The organism is Klebsiella sp. SYXHC3, from assembly GCF_057196925.1.
The window spans coordinates 223,486-240,542 of sequence record NZ_JBXUNG010000002.1 but is presented as its reverse complement, the minus strand read 5'-3'; the positions used below and the strand labels follow the sequence as shown (position 1 = coordinate 240,542).

The window sequence follows — 17,057 nt, the reverse complement described above, 5'->3', positions numbered from 1 at the left end:
TTTGAGCAAAGCGGCGCCATCGTGCGGCGTTTAAGCCGCATTTAGCGCATAGAAAGATGTAAAAACTGGCCGTCTGGATCAAAAGAACAGACAAAGCGTTCATTCCGCGAAGTCAGACCGGAAAGCTCATAGCTTGCCTGGAACTGCTCGAAATGATTGACGTCGACGCGACGGGTGTCGGTGCTGTAACGTAACGCCGCCTGATCCTTGCATAATTTTTCCATATTCAGCGTAGTTTGCGGCGTAATACGTGCTTTTTGCGCTTTTTGAACGGGTTGAGCAGGTGTCTGGCTGCAGCCGACCAGCAGCAGCGCCGCCAGGGCAGATACGAAATATTTCATCACCATTTTTCTCAACCGCCTTGTTAGCCAATTGTTATCGTGCAGACCATGTAAAACTAGCCAAACATTTTGCGAATCTCACTGATGCTCTACAAGAGTGTGGCGAAAAACTCAGAATATTCCATTGTGATGACGACAAACGACGGGAGTCAGACTCTTTTTACGCAGGGGCCAATGAGGTACAGATGCAGGAAAAAATAAGCTGGATTACCAACTTGCGCGGCATAGCATGCCTGATGGTAGTAATGATTCACAGTACCACCTGGTACATTACCCATCCTCATAGCATCAGCTTGTTCGAATGGGATATCGCGAATCTGCTTAACTCGGCATCACGGGTCAGCGTCCCGCTTTTTTTCATGATTTCAGGATATCTGTTTTTTGGCGAACGCAGCGCCCAGCCCCGCCATTATCTGCGCATCGCGCTGTGTATTCTGTTCTATAGCGCGCTGGCGCTGCTCTATATCACCCTTTTTACCCACATCAACGTTGAGCTGTCATTAAAAAATTTACTGCAGAAGCCGGTGTTTTATCACCTGTGGTTTTTCTTTGCCATTGTGGTGATTTATCTGCTCTCGCCGCTGATTCAGGTGAAGCAGGTCAGCGGCAAAATGCTGCTGGCGCTGATGCTGGTGATTGGCCTCATCGCCAACCCCAATATGGTAAGCATCAAGGCGGGCGGCATTGAATGGCTACCGATAAACCTCTATATCAACGGCGATACCTTTTACTACGTACTGTACGGGATACTGGGCCGGGCGATCGGCGCCATGAATACCGACAGAAGAAGACTGACCCTGATGTGCGCGCTACTGTTTACCGCCGCGGTGTGGGTCATTTCACGCGGCACGCTGCATGAACTGCAATGGCGAGGCGATTTTGGCGATACCTGGTATCTGTATTGCGGGCCGGCTGTGTTTATCTGTGCAATCTCGTTATTCACCCTGGGCAAAAACATCCTCAATAGCCGTGAGCTCCCGGGTATCGCGTTAATCTCCAGACATTCATTAGGCATTTATGGCTTTCACGCATTGTTTATTCACGCTCTGCGCGCCAGCGGCCTTGAGCTAAGCCGCTGGCCCTTGCTGGATATTGTGTGGATTTTCGCCGCCGCGCTGTTGGGTAGCCTGGCGCTGTCTACGCTGGTTCAGCGAATTGATCGCCGTCGGTTGGTGAGCTGAAAATCGCCAATCAGCGCAATCCATGAGATCAGATGAAACGCGGGTGAATAGGTCGTCGCTTTTGTTTCCATTGCCGACGACCTCTCTTCACCGTCGGTTGACAGTTTATTCCACTGAGTTATTGCGCGCTTTATCCGCGACTTTAGCGGGATAAGACGTTGCTGACGCACCGTACATACAGACAAACCATGCCATCACGTAAATACTTTTTTCGCGCCACGGCGCCGGAACAAACCAGGCGCCGACCAGCAGCAATCCTGCCGATAGCAACAGAACCAACCGGCACAGGGAGATAAAATCATCATCTCGCTGCGCTTCCTGCTCCGTTCGTTGATGGGTGAGGACAGCAAACATCCCCATCACCAGCACGCCAAGAAAATAGCCTTTACCGCTGAATAGCGGGCACGTTCGCCAGATACCGATGAGGTAAACCAGCGAGCCCAGCAGCATGACTAATCTTGCCGTCGTACGTTTTAATTTCATTGCGCCTCCCTGGCCATGGTAACCCTCATTATGACCGGGGAATCGCCGGTTGCGGCGGTTTCAGCAAGTTGGAATCAACAATTCGGAATAAATAAATATGTGAATTAAATCAATGCGAAGCGAATCATTCAGGAAGGGAATTCGCCCCAATAGATGGGGCGAGAACAGCTTATGACATCAGCGGCTTAAGCTGCTGATAAATCTGGCGGAACGTTTCACGACGCGGCGCATAACGGGCAAACCGTTGAGCATCAGGCAGATGCGCCTGCTCCAGCGGTAGCTGCGGCAGGAGGTCAGAGAAAGCCGCATCATGATGAACGGCCAGTTGCGCCAATCTTGCCGCGCCTAACGCCGGGCCGACATCGCCGCCGGTGCGGAAATCCAGCTGTTGTCCGCTGATATCGGCGAGCATTTGCCGCCAGTATGCGCTGCGCGCGCCGCCGCCGATAAGGGTGACGCTGTCTGGCTTCACACCACAGGAGTGCACAACATCCATGCCGTCGGCCAGCGCGTAACCCACCCCCTCAAGCACCGCCCGCGCCAGTTCGGCGGGACCATGTTGATGGGTAAGGCCGAAGAACACGCCTTTAGCCTGCGGATTGTTGTGCGGCGTACGCTCGCCGGAAAGATAAGGCAAGAACCACACCGGGTCGGCATTGTCATCCGCCGACTGCGCCGCGGCGATCAGCGCCGGTACGCTGCCAAGGCCGGTTAACTTCGCCGCCCAATCCAGACAAGACGCGGCGCTGAGCATCACCGACATCAGGTGCCAGCGGCCCGGCAGGGCGTGGCAGAAACTATGCACCGCGCTTTCCGGTTTACTCAGAAAACCATTGCTGACGGCGAAATAAACGCCGGAGGTCCCCAGCGATAACATCGCCTGCCCCGCATCGGCCATGCCAACGCCGACAGCGCCTGCCGCGTTATCGCCGCCGCCCGCTACCACCAGCGCCCGCGGCATATTCCACGCCTGAGCGACCTCTGCGCGGAGTTGGCCGGTCACCTCGCAGCCTTCAAAGAGGGCCGGCATATTGTCGCGGCTGAGCCCGCAGGCGGCGAGCATTTCATCGCTCCAGTCACGACGCGCGACGTTCATCCACATCGTGCCGGCGGCGTCGGACATATCGCTGGCGTACTCACCGCTCATGCGCAGCCGCAGGTAATCCTTCGGCAACAGGACCTTATCGACCTGTTTAAAGATTTCGGCTTCGTGACGCTGTACCCACAGCAGCTTCGGCGCCGTAAAACCCGGCATCATCAGGTTGCCGGTGATTTGCCGCGAAGTGCCGACTTTTTCTTCCAGCAGCATGCACTCTTCGCCGCAGCGGCCGTCATTCCACAAAATCGCCGGACGCAGGACCCGCTGCTGTTTATCGAGCAGCGTGGCGCCATGCATCTGCCCGGCGATGCCTAAAGCTTTTACCTCGCGCAGGGAGTGTTGCGCGCCCAGCGCTTGCATCGCGGTATTCGTCGCCTGCCACCACTGTTCGGGATCTTGTTCGGACCAGAGCGGATGCGGGCGCGAGACGGTCAGTTTTTCGGTATGCGTCGCCAGTACGTCGCCCTGTTCATTGAGCAGAATGGCTTTTACACCCGAGGTCCCTAAATCAATCCCGATATACATGCAGCGTCTCCTTAACGCGAACGCCACGGCAAAGCGTGGCGCAGCACAAATGGTTTACAGCCAGTGCCCGGTTTTAGCGGGCACTTTTGTCGGTATTACTTATCGAACAGATAATGGTTTACCAGGTTTTCCAACAACTCTTGATGCCCGCTGTGGTGCTGCGGCGCCAGGTTATGCTGAGTCGCATAGTGCGCGATGTCGGTCAGGGTCATCTGGCCTGTGAGGATCTGCTGGCCCAATTCGCCGTTCCAGCCGGCGTAGCGTTTCGCCACGCGTTTATCCAGCTCGCCGTCTTCAATCATGCGCGCCGCAACTTTCAGCGACAGCGCCATAGTGTCCATCGCGCCGATATGGCCGTAGAACAGATCGTATTTGTCGGTGCTCTGGCGACGAACTTTAGCATCAAAGTTCAGGCCGCCGGTGGTGAAGCCGCCCGCCTTGAGAATCTCATACATCACCAGGGCGTTCTCTTCTACGCTGTTCGGGAACTGGTCGGTATCCCAGCCCAGCTGCGCATCGCCGCGGTTCGCGTCCACCGAACCGAACAGGCCCAGCGCAATAGCCGTGGCGATCTCGTGGTGGAAAGAGTGGCCGGCAAGGGTGGCGTGGTTGGCTTCAATATTCAGTTTAATCTCTTTTTCCAGACCAAACTGCTTCAGGAACCCGTAAACCGTGGAGGCATCATAATCATATTGGTGCTTGGTCGGCTCCTGCGGCTTCGGCTCGATCAGCAGGGTGCCCTGGAAACCAATTTTGTGTTTGTGTTCAACCACCAGTTGCATAAAGCGGCCAATCTGCTCGCGCTCCTGACGCAGATCGGTATTAAGCAGGGTTTCGTAGCCTTCGCGACCGCCCCACAGAACGTAGTTTTCACCGCCCAACTTGTGGGTCGCATTCATTGCGGTGACTACCTGAGTCGCCGCCCAACTAAAGACTTCCGGATCGGGGTTTGTCGCCGCCCCTGCGCCATAACGCGGGTTGGTAAAGCAGTTTGCCGTCCCCCACAGCAGTTTAACGCCGCTCTGCTGCTGTTTTTCCGCCAGTACGTCCACCATCTGCGCGAAGTTGTTGCTGTACTCTTTCAGCGAAGCGCCTTCCGGAGAAACGTCGACATCATGGAAGCAGTAATACGGCACATTCAACTTATGGAAAAACTCAAATGCCACTTCGGCTTTACGTTTCGCCATTTCCAGCGCTTCGCCCGGCTGCTGCCATGGACGATCGAAGGACCCCACGCCAAACATATCCGCGCCATTCCAGCAGAAAGTGTGCCAGTAGCAGGCAGCGAAACGCAGGTGGTCTTCCATGCGTTTACCCAGTACTAATTCATCCGGATTGTAGTGACGGAAAGCCAGTGGGTTAGTCGATTTCGGGCCTTCATAACGAACGCGATCGAGTTGATCGAAATAGGTCTGCATAGAGAACTCCATATTCAGGGGTGCGGCGAGTAACAAGTTATACGTCAATATAGAATTCCACTTTCGCCTTCCTCAATTACGTTATTTCACACCGCCATTGAGAGAATCCACAAACGTGCGCCAGCTCGCAAAAATAATTCCTCTCCACATCATTTATGGAATCCTATGATGGATGTGAAATGAAATAACCTGCATACTCTTGAATAAAATACGATCGCGGTCATAAATTACAAAACAAACTAAATTTCATAATGCGAAAATAAGAACAGGTAATTGCCAGTCCTCGCTTCCCCGTTAAGAATCTGCAACGTATCTGCAACCTGAAGTTTATTCCTGTACGCCTTACCTACCCTTTGAAAAGGTATCGTTATTATGAAGATAAAGAACCTTTGCCTTACGCTCTGCGCCTCATCGCTCCTTCTCGCCAGCATGGCGGGCATGGCTAAAGAAGTTAAGATTGGGATGGCCATCGACGACCTTCGTCTGGAACGCTGGCAAAAAGATCGCGATATTTTCGTCAATAAAGCGGAATCATTAGGTGCCAAAGTATTTGTGCAATCCGCCAATGGCAACGAAGAAACGCAAATGTCGCAAATTGAAAATATGATCAATCGCGGCGTCGATGTTTTAGTAATTATTCCTTACAACGGCCAGGTGCTCAGCAACGTTATTAAAGAAGCGAAGCAGGAGGGAATTAAAGTCCTCGCCTACGATCGCATGATTAATAATGCTGACATCGATTTTTATATTTCTTTCGACAATGAAAAAGTCGGTGAAATGCAGGCCCAGAGCCTGGTCGACAAAGTGCCGCAGGGTAATTATTTCCTGATGGGCGGCTCGCCGGTGGATAATAACGCCAAGCTGTTCCGCGCCGGCCAGATGAAGGTGCTCAAACCTTATGTCGATGACGGCAAAATTAAGATCGTCGGCGATCAGTGGGTCGACGGCTGGCTGCCGGAAAATGCGTTAAAAATCATGGAAAACGCGCTGACGGCGAATAACAACAAAATTGACGCGGTAGTGGCTTCCAATGATGCGACCGCCGGCGGCGCTATCCAGGCGCTAAGCGCCCAGGGGCTGGCGGGTAAAGTCGCCATTTCCGGGCAGGATGCCGATCTGGCTGGCGTGAAACGTATTATTTCCGGCACCCAGACAATGACCGTTTATAAACCGATTACCACGCTTGCCACTAGCGCTGCCGAAATCGCCGTTGAATTAGGCAATGACCAGCAACCCAAGGCTGACGCCACGTTGAATAACGGCTTAAAAGATGTCCCCTCGCGCCTGTTAACGCCAATTGAAGTCAATAAAGAGAATATTGACGCCACGGTGATTAAAGACGGTTTCCACAAAAAGAGTGAACTGTAATGGCTGACGCCCCGCCTCGGGGCGTCATTTTCGTCCTGCCGGATATCGCTTTTGCGGAGTCTCTATGTCCTGGTTACTCGAAATGAAGAACATCACCAAAGCCTTCGGCGCGGTTAAGGCCGTGGATAACGTCAGCCTGCGGCTGAATGCCGGGGAAGTGGTGTCGTTATGCGGTGAAAATGGTTCGGGGAAATCAACGCTGATGAAAGTGCTGTGCGGGATCTATCCGCACGGCAGCTACGAAGGTGAAATTATTTTCGCTGGCGAGACGCTGCAGGCGAATCATATTCGCGATACCGAGCGTAAAGGTATCGCCATTATTCACCAGGAGCTGGCGTTGGTGAAACATCTCACGGTGCTGGAAAATATCTTTCTCGGCGCCGAGGTCTCACGCCATGGCCTGCTGGATTACGAAACCATGACCCTGCGCTGCCAGAAGCTATTGGCGCAGGTGAATTTATCGATCTCGCCCGATACCCGCGTTGGCGATTTAGGCCTGGGCCAGCAGCAGCTGGTCGAGATCGCCAAGGCGCTAAATAAACAGGTACGTTTGCTGATCCTCGATGAACCCACGGCATCATTAACCGAACAAGAAACCGCGACGTTGCTGGCAATTATTCGCGATCTGCAAAACCACGGCATCGCCTGTATTTATATTTCGCACAAGCTTAATGAAGTTAAAGCCATCTCCGACACTATCTGCGTAATACGTGACGGCCAGCATATTGGCACCCGCGACGCCAGCGGGATGAATGAAGATGACATCATCACTATGATGGTCGGGCGCGAGCTCACGGCGCTGTACCCAAATGAACCACATAGTCATGGCGATGAGATCTTGCGGGTCGAGCATCTCACCGCCTGGCACCCGGTTAACCGTCATATCAAGCGCGTCAACGACGTGTCGTTTTCCCTCCGCCGCGGTGAAATCCTTGGCATCGCCGGGTTAGTCGGCGCCGGGCGTACCGAGGCGGTGCAGTGTCTGTTTGGCGTCTGGCCGGGGCGCTGGCAGGGAAGCATCTTTATCGACGGACAGCAGGTGACGATTAACAACTGCCAACAGGCGATTGCCCATGGCATCGCCATGGTGCCGGAAGACCGCAAAAAAGACGGCATCGTGCCGGTGATGGCTGTCGGCAAGAACATCACTCTCGCGGCGTTAAACCAGTTCACCGGCCCGGCAAGCAGCCTCAACGACGCCGCGGAGCAGCACTGCATTCAGCAGTCGATTCAGCGGCTGAAAATCAAAACGTCATCGCCGGATCTGGCGATAGGCCGCCTGAGCGGCGGCAATCAACAAAAAGCGATTCTGGCCCGCTGCCTGCTGCTCAATCCGCGCATTTTGATCCTCGATGAACCAACCCGCGGCATCGATATCGGTGCGAAATACGAAATCTACAAGCTTATCAATCAACTGGTGCAGCAAGGCATCGCCGTCATCGTCATCTCATCCGAACTGCCTGAAGTGCTCGGGCTGAGCGACAGAGTGCTGGTGATGCACGAAGGCAAGCTTAAGGCCGATTTGCATAATCAAGGTCTGACCCAGGAACAGGTGATGGAAGCCGCACTGAGGAGCGAACGCCATGTCGAAAAACACGTCGTCTGAAATCAAACTTACGCCATCCGCCCCTGCCGTTTTTCCGGCGCTGAAAGGGCTCAATCTCCAGGTTTTCGTGATGATCGCCGCGATTATCGCCATTATGCTGTTCTTTACCTGGGTTACCGACGGCGCCTATCTGAGCGCGCGTAATATCTCCAACCTCCTGCGGCAAACCGCCATCACCGGCATCCTCGCCGTCGGCATGGTGTTCGTGATCATTTCGGCGGAAATCGATCTGTCCGTCGGCTCGATGATGGGGCTGCTCGGCGGCGCGGCGGCGATTTTCGACGTCTGGCTCGGCTGGCCGCTGCCGCTCACCATCCTCGTTACGTTGGTCATGGGGCTGCTGCTCGGCGCGTGGAACGGATGGTGGGTCGCCTATCGCAAGGTGCCCTCTTTCATTGTTACCCTTGCCGGCATGCTGGCGTTTCGCGGAATTCTGATCGGTATTACCAACGGTACCACCGTCTCGCCCACCACGCCGGCGATGTCGCAAATCGGCCAAAGTTATTTACCGGACGGCATCGGCTTTGGTATCGGCGTTATTGGCATGGCGGCCTTTATCATCTGGCAATGGCGCGGGCGGATGCGCCGGCAGGCGTTAGGGCTGGCGACCACCAGTTCTGGCGGCGCCATTGGCCGTCAGACCATCACCGCAGTTATCGTGCTGGGCGCTATCTGGTTGCTCAATGATTATCGCGGCGTGCCGACGCCGGTGCTCATACTCGCCGCCCTGCTGCTGGCGGGCATGTTTATGGCGACCCGCACCGCTTTTGGCCGTCGTATCTATGCCATTGGCGGCAATCTGGAAGCGGCCCGCCTCTCCGGGATTAACGTCGAGCGCACCAAGCTGGCAGTCTTCGCAATTAACGGCCTGATGGTCGCCATCGCCGGGTTGATCCTCAGTTCGCGACTGGGAGCGGGTTCGCCTTCCGCCGGCAATATCGCCGAACTGGACGCCATCGCCGCCTGCGTGATTGGCGGCACCAGCCTGGCGGGCGGTATCGGCAGCGTGGCAGGGGCCGTAATGGGGGCGTTTATTATGTCGGCGCTGGATAATGGCATGAGCATGATGGACGTCGCCACCTTCTGGCAATACATCGTCAAAGGCGCCATTTTACTGTTGGCGGTCTGGATGGATTCGGCTACCAAGCGGAGAACATAACGGTATCACTATGAAAAATGCCCGAATAACTTGCGCCACCGCCAAACTTCGCCAAAAGGCGCTTGAAATAATTCGGGCATTAGCCGGTATTGTATGACCGGGGTAAGAGCAGGAATATCATCTATGTTTGAAAAGCGTCACCGCATTACGCTGTTATTCAACGCCAACAAAGCCTATGACCGTCAGGTGGTTGAAGGCGTTGGCGAATATCTGCAGGCATCACAGCTGGAATGGGATATCTTTATCGAAGAGGATTTTCGCGCGCGTATCGAAAACATCAAAGAGTGGTTGGGCGATGGCGTTATCGCCGATTACGACGACCCGGAGATAGAAAAGCTGCTGGCGGATGTCAAAGTGCCAATTATCGGCGTCGGCGGCTCCTACCATAAGCCAGAATGCTATCCGCCTGTTCACTATATCGCCACCGATAATGCCGCGCTGGTCGAAAGCGCATTCCTGCATCTGAAAGAAAAAGGCGTGAACCGTTTCGCTTTTTACGGGCTACCGACCTCCAGCGGCAAGCGGTGGGCGATGGAGCGCGAACACGCCTTCAGCCAGCTAGTCGCCAAAGAGAAATACCGCGGCGTGGTCTATCAGGGGCTGGAGACCGCGCCGGAGAACTGGCAGCATGCGCAAAATCGGCTTGCCGACTGGCTGCAAACGCTGCCGCCGCAAACCGGTATTATCGCCGTGACCGATGCCCGCGCCCGTCACATTCTGCAGGCCTGTGAGCTGCTGCATATTCCGGTGCCGGAAAAACTGTGTGTCATTGGCATCGATAACGAAGAACTGACCCGCTACCTCTCCCGCGTCGCGCTCTCTTCCGTGGCGCAGGGTACCCGGCAGATGGGCTACCAGGCGGCGAAACTTCTGCATCGATTACTGGAAAACGAAGCGCTACCGCTACAGCGGCTGCTGGTGCCGCCGATGCGCGTCATTGAGCGACGCTCCACCGATTATCGCTCGCTCACTGACCCTGCGGTGATTCAGGCGATGCATTATATCCGCAATCACGCCTGCAAAGGCATCAAGGTTGAGCAGGTGCTCGACGCCGTCGGCATCTCTCGCTCTAATCTGGAGAAACGCTTTAAAGAAGAGGTCGGCGAGACCATCCACACGGTGATCCACAGCGAAAAGCTGGAAAAAGCGCGCAGCCTGCTGGTCTCCACCACGCTATCGATAAACGAAATTTCGCAGATGTGCGGTTATCCATCGCTGCAGTATTTCTATTCAGTGTTTAAGAAAGAGTACGACGTGACGCCGAAAGAATACCGCGATCGGCACAGTGAAGTGATGATGTAGCAGAAAAGAAAAATGCCCGGGCTTACGCACCGGGCATTGATGATTACATATGAGCGGCAATTAAGCGCTGATTGTCCTGATACATAGCGAAGAGATAGTTGTTATAGCTCGACCCTTTCGTCGAGTACCCCTTCAACTTGTGGATCATCGCGCTGGCAGTCACTTCCTGGTCCGTCTTACGCAGCTGTGCGCGAGACTTACGGAAGGATGAATAAGCCGGATGCGTGTTAAGGTTTCTCACGTAAGCCTGAACCGACTGCTCGACCGATTCAAACTGGGAGTAGCCTTTCATCGCACCGCGACAATTGCCGCCGCCGCACTTCATACCAAACAGGTTGTTGTTCACGCGCGCCAGCTTCGAGGTGCCCCAACCGCTTTCCGCCGCCGCCATGGTCGCCACCATGCTGTTTGGAATAATGTCGACGCGCTCAAGCAACGAGTTCCATGGTATACGGCGAGTATTACCAGACCACTTCACTTTATAACGTGAGGCGATATCTTTCAGACGCGCCTGCTCGCTCGGCGACCAACGGCCGTCGTATTGCTTAGAGACAAGCCAGTTACGATCTGCCGTGATCGCTTGATTTTGCTTTGTAATGTAAGGCATAACCGTCCGGAGAAACGCTTTTTTCCTTGGTGTCCCGGAAGGGTATTTTCGCAAATCAGGAAGTGAACTGCTCTTTACACTATTGCGAGAATACTCTTGTTTACTGCTAACCTTGATACTACTGGGCTTCTTTACTTTCTTAACTACTGAGGCTTTATGACTCTTTGTTGCTGTGTGCGTTGTCGCCAACACACTACCTGAAAATATACAGGTAAGTAACATGAGTATCGCAGCCCCATATCGTCGCATGGGAATCGATATCATTAGGTCTCCTGGTCGGATTTACTCATTCCAACACCTTGTTTTTCGCAAAAAATCGATAGTTGAATCGCGAATAGTATCAAAAATACCCAGAGAGAGCATCAAGAGAAATAGTCCAATTCCGAATTGCTGTCACCTGAAATCGGTTTCTGCACCGTCGCGAATGCGCAGAAATGCTATCTCCGTCTCATTTATAGCTCATTTTTTGAGCTAAATCACTCACCCCTTTTCATCCTCCCCGCAAAATTACCGGCGGGATGATTTCAACCTTATGGCGCGCAGACACACTGTGATAAAAACCACTAACAGGACTCCAGCATGAAACTCGCTGCGCTTGCCTCGCTACTGCTGCCCGGGATGGCCTTTGCCGCCTGGACAACCGCTGACTTCCCCGCCTTCACTGAACAGGATGCAGGCCGTTTCACGACGCAAAATGAGGTGACGAAGGGTACCCGCCCTTTGCGGATAAGTTTTGACCAACAGTGCTGGCAGCCTGCGGGGGCGATAAAACTCAATCAGATGCTGTCGCTGGAACCCTGCCGGGATACGCCGCCGCAGTGGCGCGTGTTCCGTGACGGGCGCTATACGCTGGAAGTCGATACCCGCTCCGGTACGCCAACGCTGATGCTGTCGCTGGCGGAACAGCACACTACCAGTACGCAGCCGCTGCTGCGCCAGTGTCCCAAATGGGATGGTAAACCGCTGACGCTCGACGTCGGCCAAACGTTCGCTGAAGGAAGCCAGGTCCGCGATTTTTATAGCGGTAATATCGCCACGGTGAAAGCGGGCAAAATCACGCTGCGGCCCGCCGCTGGTAGTAATGGGCTCCTGCTGCTTGAACAAGCGAATAGCGCCGCCAGCGCGCCGTTTAACTGGCACAACGCCACGATCTATTTTGTCCTGACCGATCGCTTCGTCAACGGCAATCCGGCCAACGACAACAGCTACGGGCGCCATAAAGACGGTATGCAGGAGATAGGCACCTTCCACGGCGGCGATTTACAAGGGCTGACCAGCAAGCTGGATTATCTTCAACAGCTTGGCGTCAACGCGCTATGGATAAGTTCACCGCTGGAGCAAATTCACGGCTGGGTCGGCGGCGGCACCAAAGGCGACTTTCCCCACTACGCCTATCACGGTTACTACACCCAGGACTGGACCCGTCTTGACGCCAACATGGGCGACGAAGCAGACCTTCGACAACTGGTTGATGAGGCCCATCGGCGCGGTATACGCGTGCTGTTTGATATCGTCATGAATCACGCCGGTTACGCCACGCTCGCCGATATGCAGGAATTTCACTTCGGCTCGCTGTATCTGAAAGGCGATGAACTGAAAAAAACGCTTGGCGAGCGCTGGACCGATTGGAAACCGGCGTCGGGGCAAAGCTGGCACAGCTTCAATGATTACATCAACTTCAGCGATAAAGCAGGCTGGGAACAATGGTGGGGGAAAAAATGGATCCGCACCGATATCGGCGACTACGACAATCCGGGTTTCGACGATTTCACCATGTCGCTGGCGTTCCTGCCGGACCTGAAAACCGAATCGACGATCCCTTCTGGCCTGCCAAATTTCTATCGTCACAAGCCAGATACCGCCGCCAAAGAGATAGCCGGCTACACGCCGCGGGACTATCTGACCCACTGGCTTAGCCAATGGGTACGCGACTACGGGATTGACGGTTTCCGCGTCGATACCGCGAAACACGTCGAACCGGACGCCTGGCAGCAGCTCAAAACGCAGGCCACGGCCGCGCTGGCAGACTGGAAAAAAGCGAATCCGCAGAAAGCGCTGGATGATGCGCCATTCTGGATGACCGGCGAGGCCTGGGGTCACGGCGTAATGCAAAGCGACTACTATCGCCACGGCTTCGACGCGATGATTAATTTCGATTATCAGGATCAAGCGGCGAAAGCGGTGGACTGTCTGGCAGACATGGACGCCACTTGGCAGCAGATGGCGGACAAGCTGCAGGGTTTCAACGTGCTGAGCTATCTCTCCTCGCACGATACCCGCCTGTTCCGCGAAGGCGGCAGCCGGGCGGCGGAACTGTTATTACTCGCGCCAGGCGCCGTGCAACTCTTCTATGGCGATGAATCTTCGCGCCCGTTCGGCCCCACGGGCTCCGACCCGCTGCAGGGTACCCGCTCCGATATGAACTGGCAGGATGTTGCCGGCAGCGCATCCGATAATGTCGCGCACTGGCAAAAAATCGCCCAATTCCGCGCCCGCCATCCGGCCATTGGTATGGGTAAACAACAGACGCTGACGCTAGAGCAGGGCTATGGTTTCGTGCGTGAAAGCAGCGCTGATAAAGTGATGGTTGTCTGGGCCGGACAGCAATAGCAGTCGCTTACCGGGCTCCTTGCCGCTGGCGGGAGCCTTTTCAGCACAAATTACTAAAATTCACCCTATTAGCAGAACAAAAATTAAATCGCTCCTCCCTGTGCCGATTTGCACCGCGTTGACGCTGGCGTTATGGTAATTCCCTTTCCAGAAGACCAACAGAATATCCGCGATGACATTTTCACTTTTCGGCGACAAATTCACCCGTCATTCAGGCATCACCCGCCTGATGGAAGACCTCAATGACGGCCTGCGCACACCGGGCGCGATCATGCTGGGCGGCGGCAACCCCGCGCAAATCCCGGAGATGAATGAATACTTCAATAGCCTGCTGGCCGATATGCTGGATAACGGCAAAGCCCTTGATGCGCTTTGCAATTATGATGGTCCGCAAGGGAAAAGCGAGCTTCTGACCCTGCTTGCGCAAATGCTGCGCGAAGAATTAGGTTGGGAGATCGAACCACAGAATATTGCTCTAACAAATGGCAGCCAGAGCGCGTTTTTCTACTTATTTAACCTGTTTGCCGGCCGCCGTGCCGACGGCACCACCCGCAAGGTGCTGTTCCCGCTGACGCCAGAATATATCGGCTACGCCGATTCCGGGCTGGAAGAGGATCTGTTTGTCGCCACCCGTCCCAACATTGAGCTGCTGCCGGAAGGCCAGTTTAAGTATCACGTGGACTTCGAACATCTGCAGATCACCGAAGAGACGGGGATGATCTGCGTCTCCCGGCCAACCAACCCGACCGGCAACGTCATTACCGACGAAGAGCTTATTAAGCTGGATGCCCTCGCCAATCAGCACGGCGTGCCGCTGGTTATTGATAACGCCTATGGCGTGCCTTTCCCGGGTATTATTTTTAGCGAAGCGCGCCCGCTGTGGAATCCGAACATCGTGCTGTGCATGAGCTTATCCAAGCTCGGCCTGCCGGGCACGCGCTGCGGCATTATCATCGCCAACGAGAAAATCATTACCGCCATCAGCAATATGAACGGCATTATCAGCCTCGCTCCGGGCGGCATTGGTCCGGCAATGATGTGCGAAATGATCAAGCGTAAGGACCTGCTGCGGCTATCGGAGAGGGTGATTAAACCGTTCTATTATCAGCGTGTTCAGGAAACTATCGCTACCATTCGCCGCTATTTGCCGGAAGAACGCTGCCTGATTCATAAACCGGAAGGGGCGATTTTCCTCTGGCTGTGGTTTAAGGATCTGCCGATCTCTACCGAGCTGCTGTATCAGCGCCTGAAACAACGCGGCGTGCTGATGGTGCCGGGCGATTACTTCTTCCCGGGGCTGGACAAGCCGTGGCCGCATACGCATCAGTGCATGCGCATGAACTATGTGCCGGATCCGGAGAAAATCGAGGCGGGAGTGAAAATTCTTGCCGAAGAGATTGAGCGCGCCTGGCAGGAGCAGGACGCCTGATGGTGTTTCCCGGCCATGACTGACCGGGAACATCCGATTACATTGCCTGCGCCGCCCAACGGCGGCGCTCGGCGCTTAATCTTTCCAGCTCGGCGGGCTCAATACAGCGCAGCGCCTGAGTCGGGCAGGCCGCTACGCACGCCGGCCCCGTTTGCCGGTGCGCGCACAGGTCGCACTTCAGCGCCTGCACGCCTTCGTCAGTCAACATCACCGTCATCGCCCCATAAGGGCACGCCACCATACAGCTTTTACAACCAATGCACAGCCGTTGCTCGACTCGCCAGACGTCGCCTTCATGGCGTATTGCCCCTTCCGGGCAGACGTTCGCGCAGGGCGCATCCTCGCACTGACGGCACAGCGTCGCCGTTGATAGTTCATCGCTCTTAACCACCCGAATCCGCGGCGCAAAGCGTCTTGCAGAAACGGTAGAACAATCTTGATCCTGCTGATGCGACACCACGCAGGCCACCTCGCAGGTTCGGCAGCCGATACACTTTTGCGCATCGGCGATAATAAACCGGTTCATCCTCAACTCCATTCGGGATAAAAACGCAGCGTGCCAGAAAAGCCCCGCTACGCGCTTTGATCCTGAATGGAATCAGCAACGTTTTAGGCAAATGCGACATCAAATTTGGGTAAAACCGGGGGGAATGGCGCTTCACCCGGCGGCGTATCGCCGCCGGGGAGTTTTTAGGATTACATCGCGGCGCGGAAAATCGCCATGATTTCTTCGTGAGTCGCCTGAATCGGATTGGTTAAACCGCAGGCATCTTTCAGCGCGTTGCTGGCCAGCAGCGGGATATCCTCTTCTTTAACGTTCAGATCGCGCAGACCGGCCGGGATGCCGACTTTACGCGCCAGCTCGCGGATGGCCGCGATGCAGGCTTCCGCGCCCTGCTTATCGTTCAGCCCGGCAACGTTCACGCCCATTGCCTGCGCGCAGTCACGCAGACGCGCGGCGGCGACGCTGCAGTTGTACTCCTGCACAAACGGCAGCAGTACGGCGTTGCAGACGCCGTGCGGCAGATCGTAGAAGCCGCCCAGCTGGTGCGCCATTGCGTGGACGTAGCCCAGCGACGCGTTGTTGAAGGCCATACCGGCAAGGAACTGCGCATAGGCCATCGCTTCACGCGCCTGTTCATTGCCGCCATCTTCCACTGCGTGAGTTAAATTCTGCGAAATCATGGTCATCGCTTTCAACGCGCAGGCATCGGTGATCGGCGTCGCCGCGATAGAAACATAGGCTTCGATAGCGTGAGTCAGCGCGTCCATACCGGTGGCGGCGGTCAGCGATTTCGGCATCCCCATCATCAGCGAGGAGTCGTTAACCGACAGAACCGGCGTCACGTGCTTATCGACAATCGCCATTTTGATGTGGCGATCGACATCGGTAATGATGCAGAAGCGGGTCATTTCGGAAGCCGTACCGGCGGTGGTATTGATAGCGATCATCGGCAATTGCGGTTTTGCCGAACGGTCCACCCCTTCATAGTCACGGATGTTGCCGCCATTTGCCGCGACCAGCGCGATACCTTTCGCGCAATCGTGCGGGGAACCGCCACCCAGGGAAATCACGCAGTCGCAGTTATTCTCTTTCAGCAGCGCCAGACCGCTTTCGACGTTCAGAGTCGTCGGGTTCGGGTGCACGCCGTCATACACCACGCTGAAAATATCCCGCTCCTGTAACGCCTTTTGTACTTCACCCGCCATACCTAATTTATTCAGCATCGCGTCGGTGACAATTAATGCCCGACGATATCCGTATTGCTGGATAGTATTCATCGCTTCAGTAACAGAACCAGCGCCAATAACGTTTACTGGCGGAATATAAAAAGTCGATGCAGCCATGATGATTCCTTCATTTAGGTGAATATCATGGAAGGGTACGAGGATGTCGAAATAAAAAACATGACCTGAACGCCATTTCTG

At 55.0% G+C, this 17,057-nt stretch carries 14 protein-coding genes; 7 read left to right on the top strand and 7 right to left on the bottom strand.

Annotated features, from left to right (window positions below; translation table 11 throughout):
* Positions 1–41: 41 nt before the first annotated feature.
* The gene (locus AC2CGP_RS08150) at positions 42–347 is read right to left on the bottom strand and encodes a YsaB family lipoprotein (RefSeq protein WP_015369210.1); all 306 of its coding nucleotides are present in this window, start codon (positions 345–347) and stop codon (positions 42–44) included.
* 179 nt (positions 348–526) lie between these two features.
* Here AC2CGP_RS08150 and AC2CGP_RS08145 point away from each other — a divergent pair, with 179 nt between their 5' ends.
* A complete protein-coding gene (locus AC2CGP_RS08145; protein ID WP_015369209.1) occupies positions 527–1,522 on the top strand; it encodes an acyltransferase in 996 nt (331 codons plus the stop codon).
* A 105-nt stretch (positions 1,523–1,627) separates the two neighbouring features.
* Here AC2CGP_RS08145 and yiaB read toward each other — a convergent pair whose 3' ends face one another.
* The 3 genes from yiaB to xylA all read right to left on the bottom strand — a co-directional run bounded on the left by yiaB (position 1,628) and on the right by xylA (position 5,047).
* Complete coding sequence (yiaB, locus tag AC2CGP_RS08140) at positions 1,628–2,005, bottom strand: inner membrane protein YiaB (RefSeq protein WP_015703778.1); 378 nt, start codon at positions 2,003–2,005, stop codon at positions 1,628–1,630.
* Between the two features lie 169 nt (positions 2,006–2,174).
* Positions 2,175–3,629 (bottom strand): xylulokinase, encoded by a 1,455-nt coding sequence (gene xylB / locus AC2CGP_RS08135; RefSeq protein WP_048229899.1) that lies wholly within the window; start codon positions 3,627–3,629, stop codon positions 2,175–2,177.
* A 95-nt stretch (positions 3,630–3,724) separates the two neighbouring features.
* A complete protein-coding gene (gene xylA / locus AC2CGP_RS08130) occupies positions 3,725–5,047 on the bottom strand; it encodes a xylose isomerase (RefSeq protein WP_015703780.1) in 1,323 nt (440 codons plus the stop codon).
* 372 nt (positions 5,048–5,419) lie between these two features.
* On the opposite strand from xylA, the gene xylF reads away from it, so the two are divergent.
* From xylF to xylR, 4 genes are all read left to right on the top strand, one after another.
* Positions 5,420–6,415 carry a D-xylose ABC transporter substrate-binding protein gene (xylF, locus tag AC2CGP_RS08125; protein ID WP_015703782.1) on the top strand — a complete coding sequence of 332 codons (996 nt, stop codon included), beginning with the start codon at positions 5,420–5,422 and terminating at the stop codon, positions 6,413–6,415.
* A gap of 64 nt (positions 6,416–6,479) precedes the next feature.
* Positions 6,480–8,021, top strand: coding sequence for a xylose ABC transporter ATP-binding protein (locus tag AC2CGP_RS08120; protein WP_063410257.1), 1,542 nt, complete (start codon positions 6,480–6,482; stop codon positions 8,019–8,021).
* Positions 7,999–9,180, top strand: coding sequence for a xylose ABC transporter permease XylH (xylH, locus tag AC2CGP_RS08115; RefSeq protein WP_213759470.1), 1,182 nt, complete (start codon positions 7,999–8,001; stop codon positions 9,178–9,180). The genes AC2CGP_RS08120 and xylH overlap by 23 nt, the downstream gene beginning before the upstream one ends.
* A gap of 123 nt (positions 9,181–9,303) precedes the next feature.
* Positions 9,304–10,482 (top strand): D-xylose utilization transcriptional activator XylR, encoded by a 1,179-nt coding sequence (gene xylR, locus AC2CGP_RS08110; protein ID WP_032709379.1) that lies wholly within the window; start codon positions 9,304–9,306, stop codon positions 10,480–10,482.
* A 43-nt stretch (positions 10,483–10,525) separates the two neighbouring features.
* Here the strand turns inward: xylR and AC2CGP_RS08105 are convergent, their stop codons facing one another.
* Positions 10,526–11,353: a protein bax gene (locus tag AC2CGP_RS08105; RefSeq protein ID WP_020077703.1), complete on the bottom strand. Its 828-nt coding sequence runs from the start codon at positions 11,351–11,353 to the stop codon at positions 10,526–10,528.
* A 315-nt stretch (positions 11,354–11,668) separates the two neighbouring features.
* Here AC2CGP_RS08105 and AC2CGP_RS08100 point away from each other — a divergent pair, with 315 nt between their 5' ends.
* Together AC2CGP_RS08100 and avtA are read left to right on the top strand one after the other, a co-directional pair.
* Complete coding sequence (locus AC2CGP_RS08100) at positions 11,669–13,699, top strand: alpha-amylase (RefSeq protein ID WP_063410253.1); 2,031 nt, start codon at positions 11,669–11,671, stop codon at positions 13,697–13,699.
* A gap of 172 nt (positions 13,700–13,871) precedes the next feature.
* Positions 13,872–15,128: a valine--pyruvate transaminase gene (gene avtA, locus AC2CGP_RS08095; RefSeq protein ID WP_048231425.1), complete on the top strand. Its 1,257-nt coding sequence runs from the start codon at positions 13,872–13,874 to the stop codon at positions 15,126–15,128.
* Between the two features lie 37 nt (positions 15,129–15,165).
* Here the strand turns inward: avtA and AC2CGP_RS08090 are convergent, their stop codons facing one another.
* Positions 15,166–15,654 carry a 4Fe-4S dicluster domain-containing protein gene (locus tag AC2CGP_RS08090; protein ID WP_032709382.1) on the bottom strand — a complete coding sequence of 163 codons (489 nt, stop codon included), beginning with the start codon at positions 15,652–15,654 and terminating at the stop codon, positions 15,166–15,168.
* 170 nt (positions 15,655–15,824) lie between these two features.
* The gene (gene yiaY, locus AC2CGP_RS08085) at positions 15,825–16,976 is read right to left on the bottom strand and encodes an L-threonine dehydrogenase (protein WP_015369197.1); all 1,152 of its coding nucleotides are present in this window, start codon (positions 16,974–16,976) and stop codon (positions 15,825–15,827) included.
* Positions 16,977–17,057: the final 81 nt, after the last annotated feature.

What these genes read in the sequence shown, in the direction of transcription:
- AC2CGP_RS08150 (WP_015369210.1), bottom strand. Translation starts at nt 347, where the DNA reads ATGGTGATGAAATATTTCGTATCTGCCCTGGCGGCGCTGCTGCTGGTC.
- AC2CGP_RS08145 (WP_015369209.1), top strand. Translation starts at nt 527, where the DNA reads ATGCAGGAAAAAATAAGCTGGATTACCAACTTGCGCGGCATAGCATGC.
- yiaB (WP_015703778.1), bottom strand. Translation starts at nt 2,005, where the DNA reads ATGAAATTAAAACGTACGACGGCAAGATTAGTCATGCTGCTGGGCTCG.
- xylB (WP_048229899.1), bottom strand. Translation starts at nt 3,629, where the DNA reads ATGTATATCGGGATTGATTTAGGGACCTCGGGTGTAAAAGCCATTCTG.
- xylA (WP_015703780.1), bottom strand. Translation starts at nt 5,047, where the DNA reads ATGCAGACCTATTTCGATCAACTCGATCGCGTTCGTTATGAAGGCCCG.
- xylF (WP_015703782.1), top strand. Translation starts at nt 5,420, where the DNA reads ATGAAGATAAAGAACCTTTGCCTTACGCTCTGCGCCTCATCGCTCCTT.
- AC2CGP_RS08120 (WP_063410257.1), top strand. Translation starts at nt 6,480, where the DNA reads ATGTCCTGGTTACTCGAAATGAAGAACATCACCAAAGCCTTCGGCGCG.
- xylH (WP_213759470.1), top strand. Translation starts at nt 7,999, where the DNA reads ATGTCGAAAAACACGTCGTCTGAAATCAAACTTACGCCATCCGCCCCT.
- xylR (WP_032709379.1), top strand. Translation starts at nt 9,304, where the DNA reads ATGTTTGAAAAGCGTCACCGCATTACGCTGTTATTCAACGCCAACAAA.
- AC2CGP_RS08105 (WP_020077703.1), bottom strand. Translation starts at nt 11,353, where the DNA reads ATGATATCGATTCCCATGCGACGATATGGGGCTGCGATACTCATGTTA.
- AC2CGP_RS08100 (WP_063410253.1), top strand. Translation starts at nt 11,669, where the DNA reads ATGAAACTCGCTGCGCTTGCCTCGCTACTGCTGCCCGGGATGGCCTTT.
- avtA (WP_048231425.1), top strand. Translation starts at nt 13,872, where the DNA reads ATGACATTTTCACTTTTCGGCGACAAATTCACCCGTCATTCAGGCATC.
- AC2CGP_RS08090 (WP_032709382.1), bottom strand. Translation starts at nt 15,654, where the DNA reads ATGAACCGGTTTATTATCGCCGATGCGCAAAAGTGTATCGGCTGCCGA.
- yiaY (WP_015369197.1), bottom strand. Translation starts at nt 16,976, where the DNA reads ATGGCTGCATCGACTTTTTATATTCCGCCAGTAAACGTTATTGGCGCT.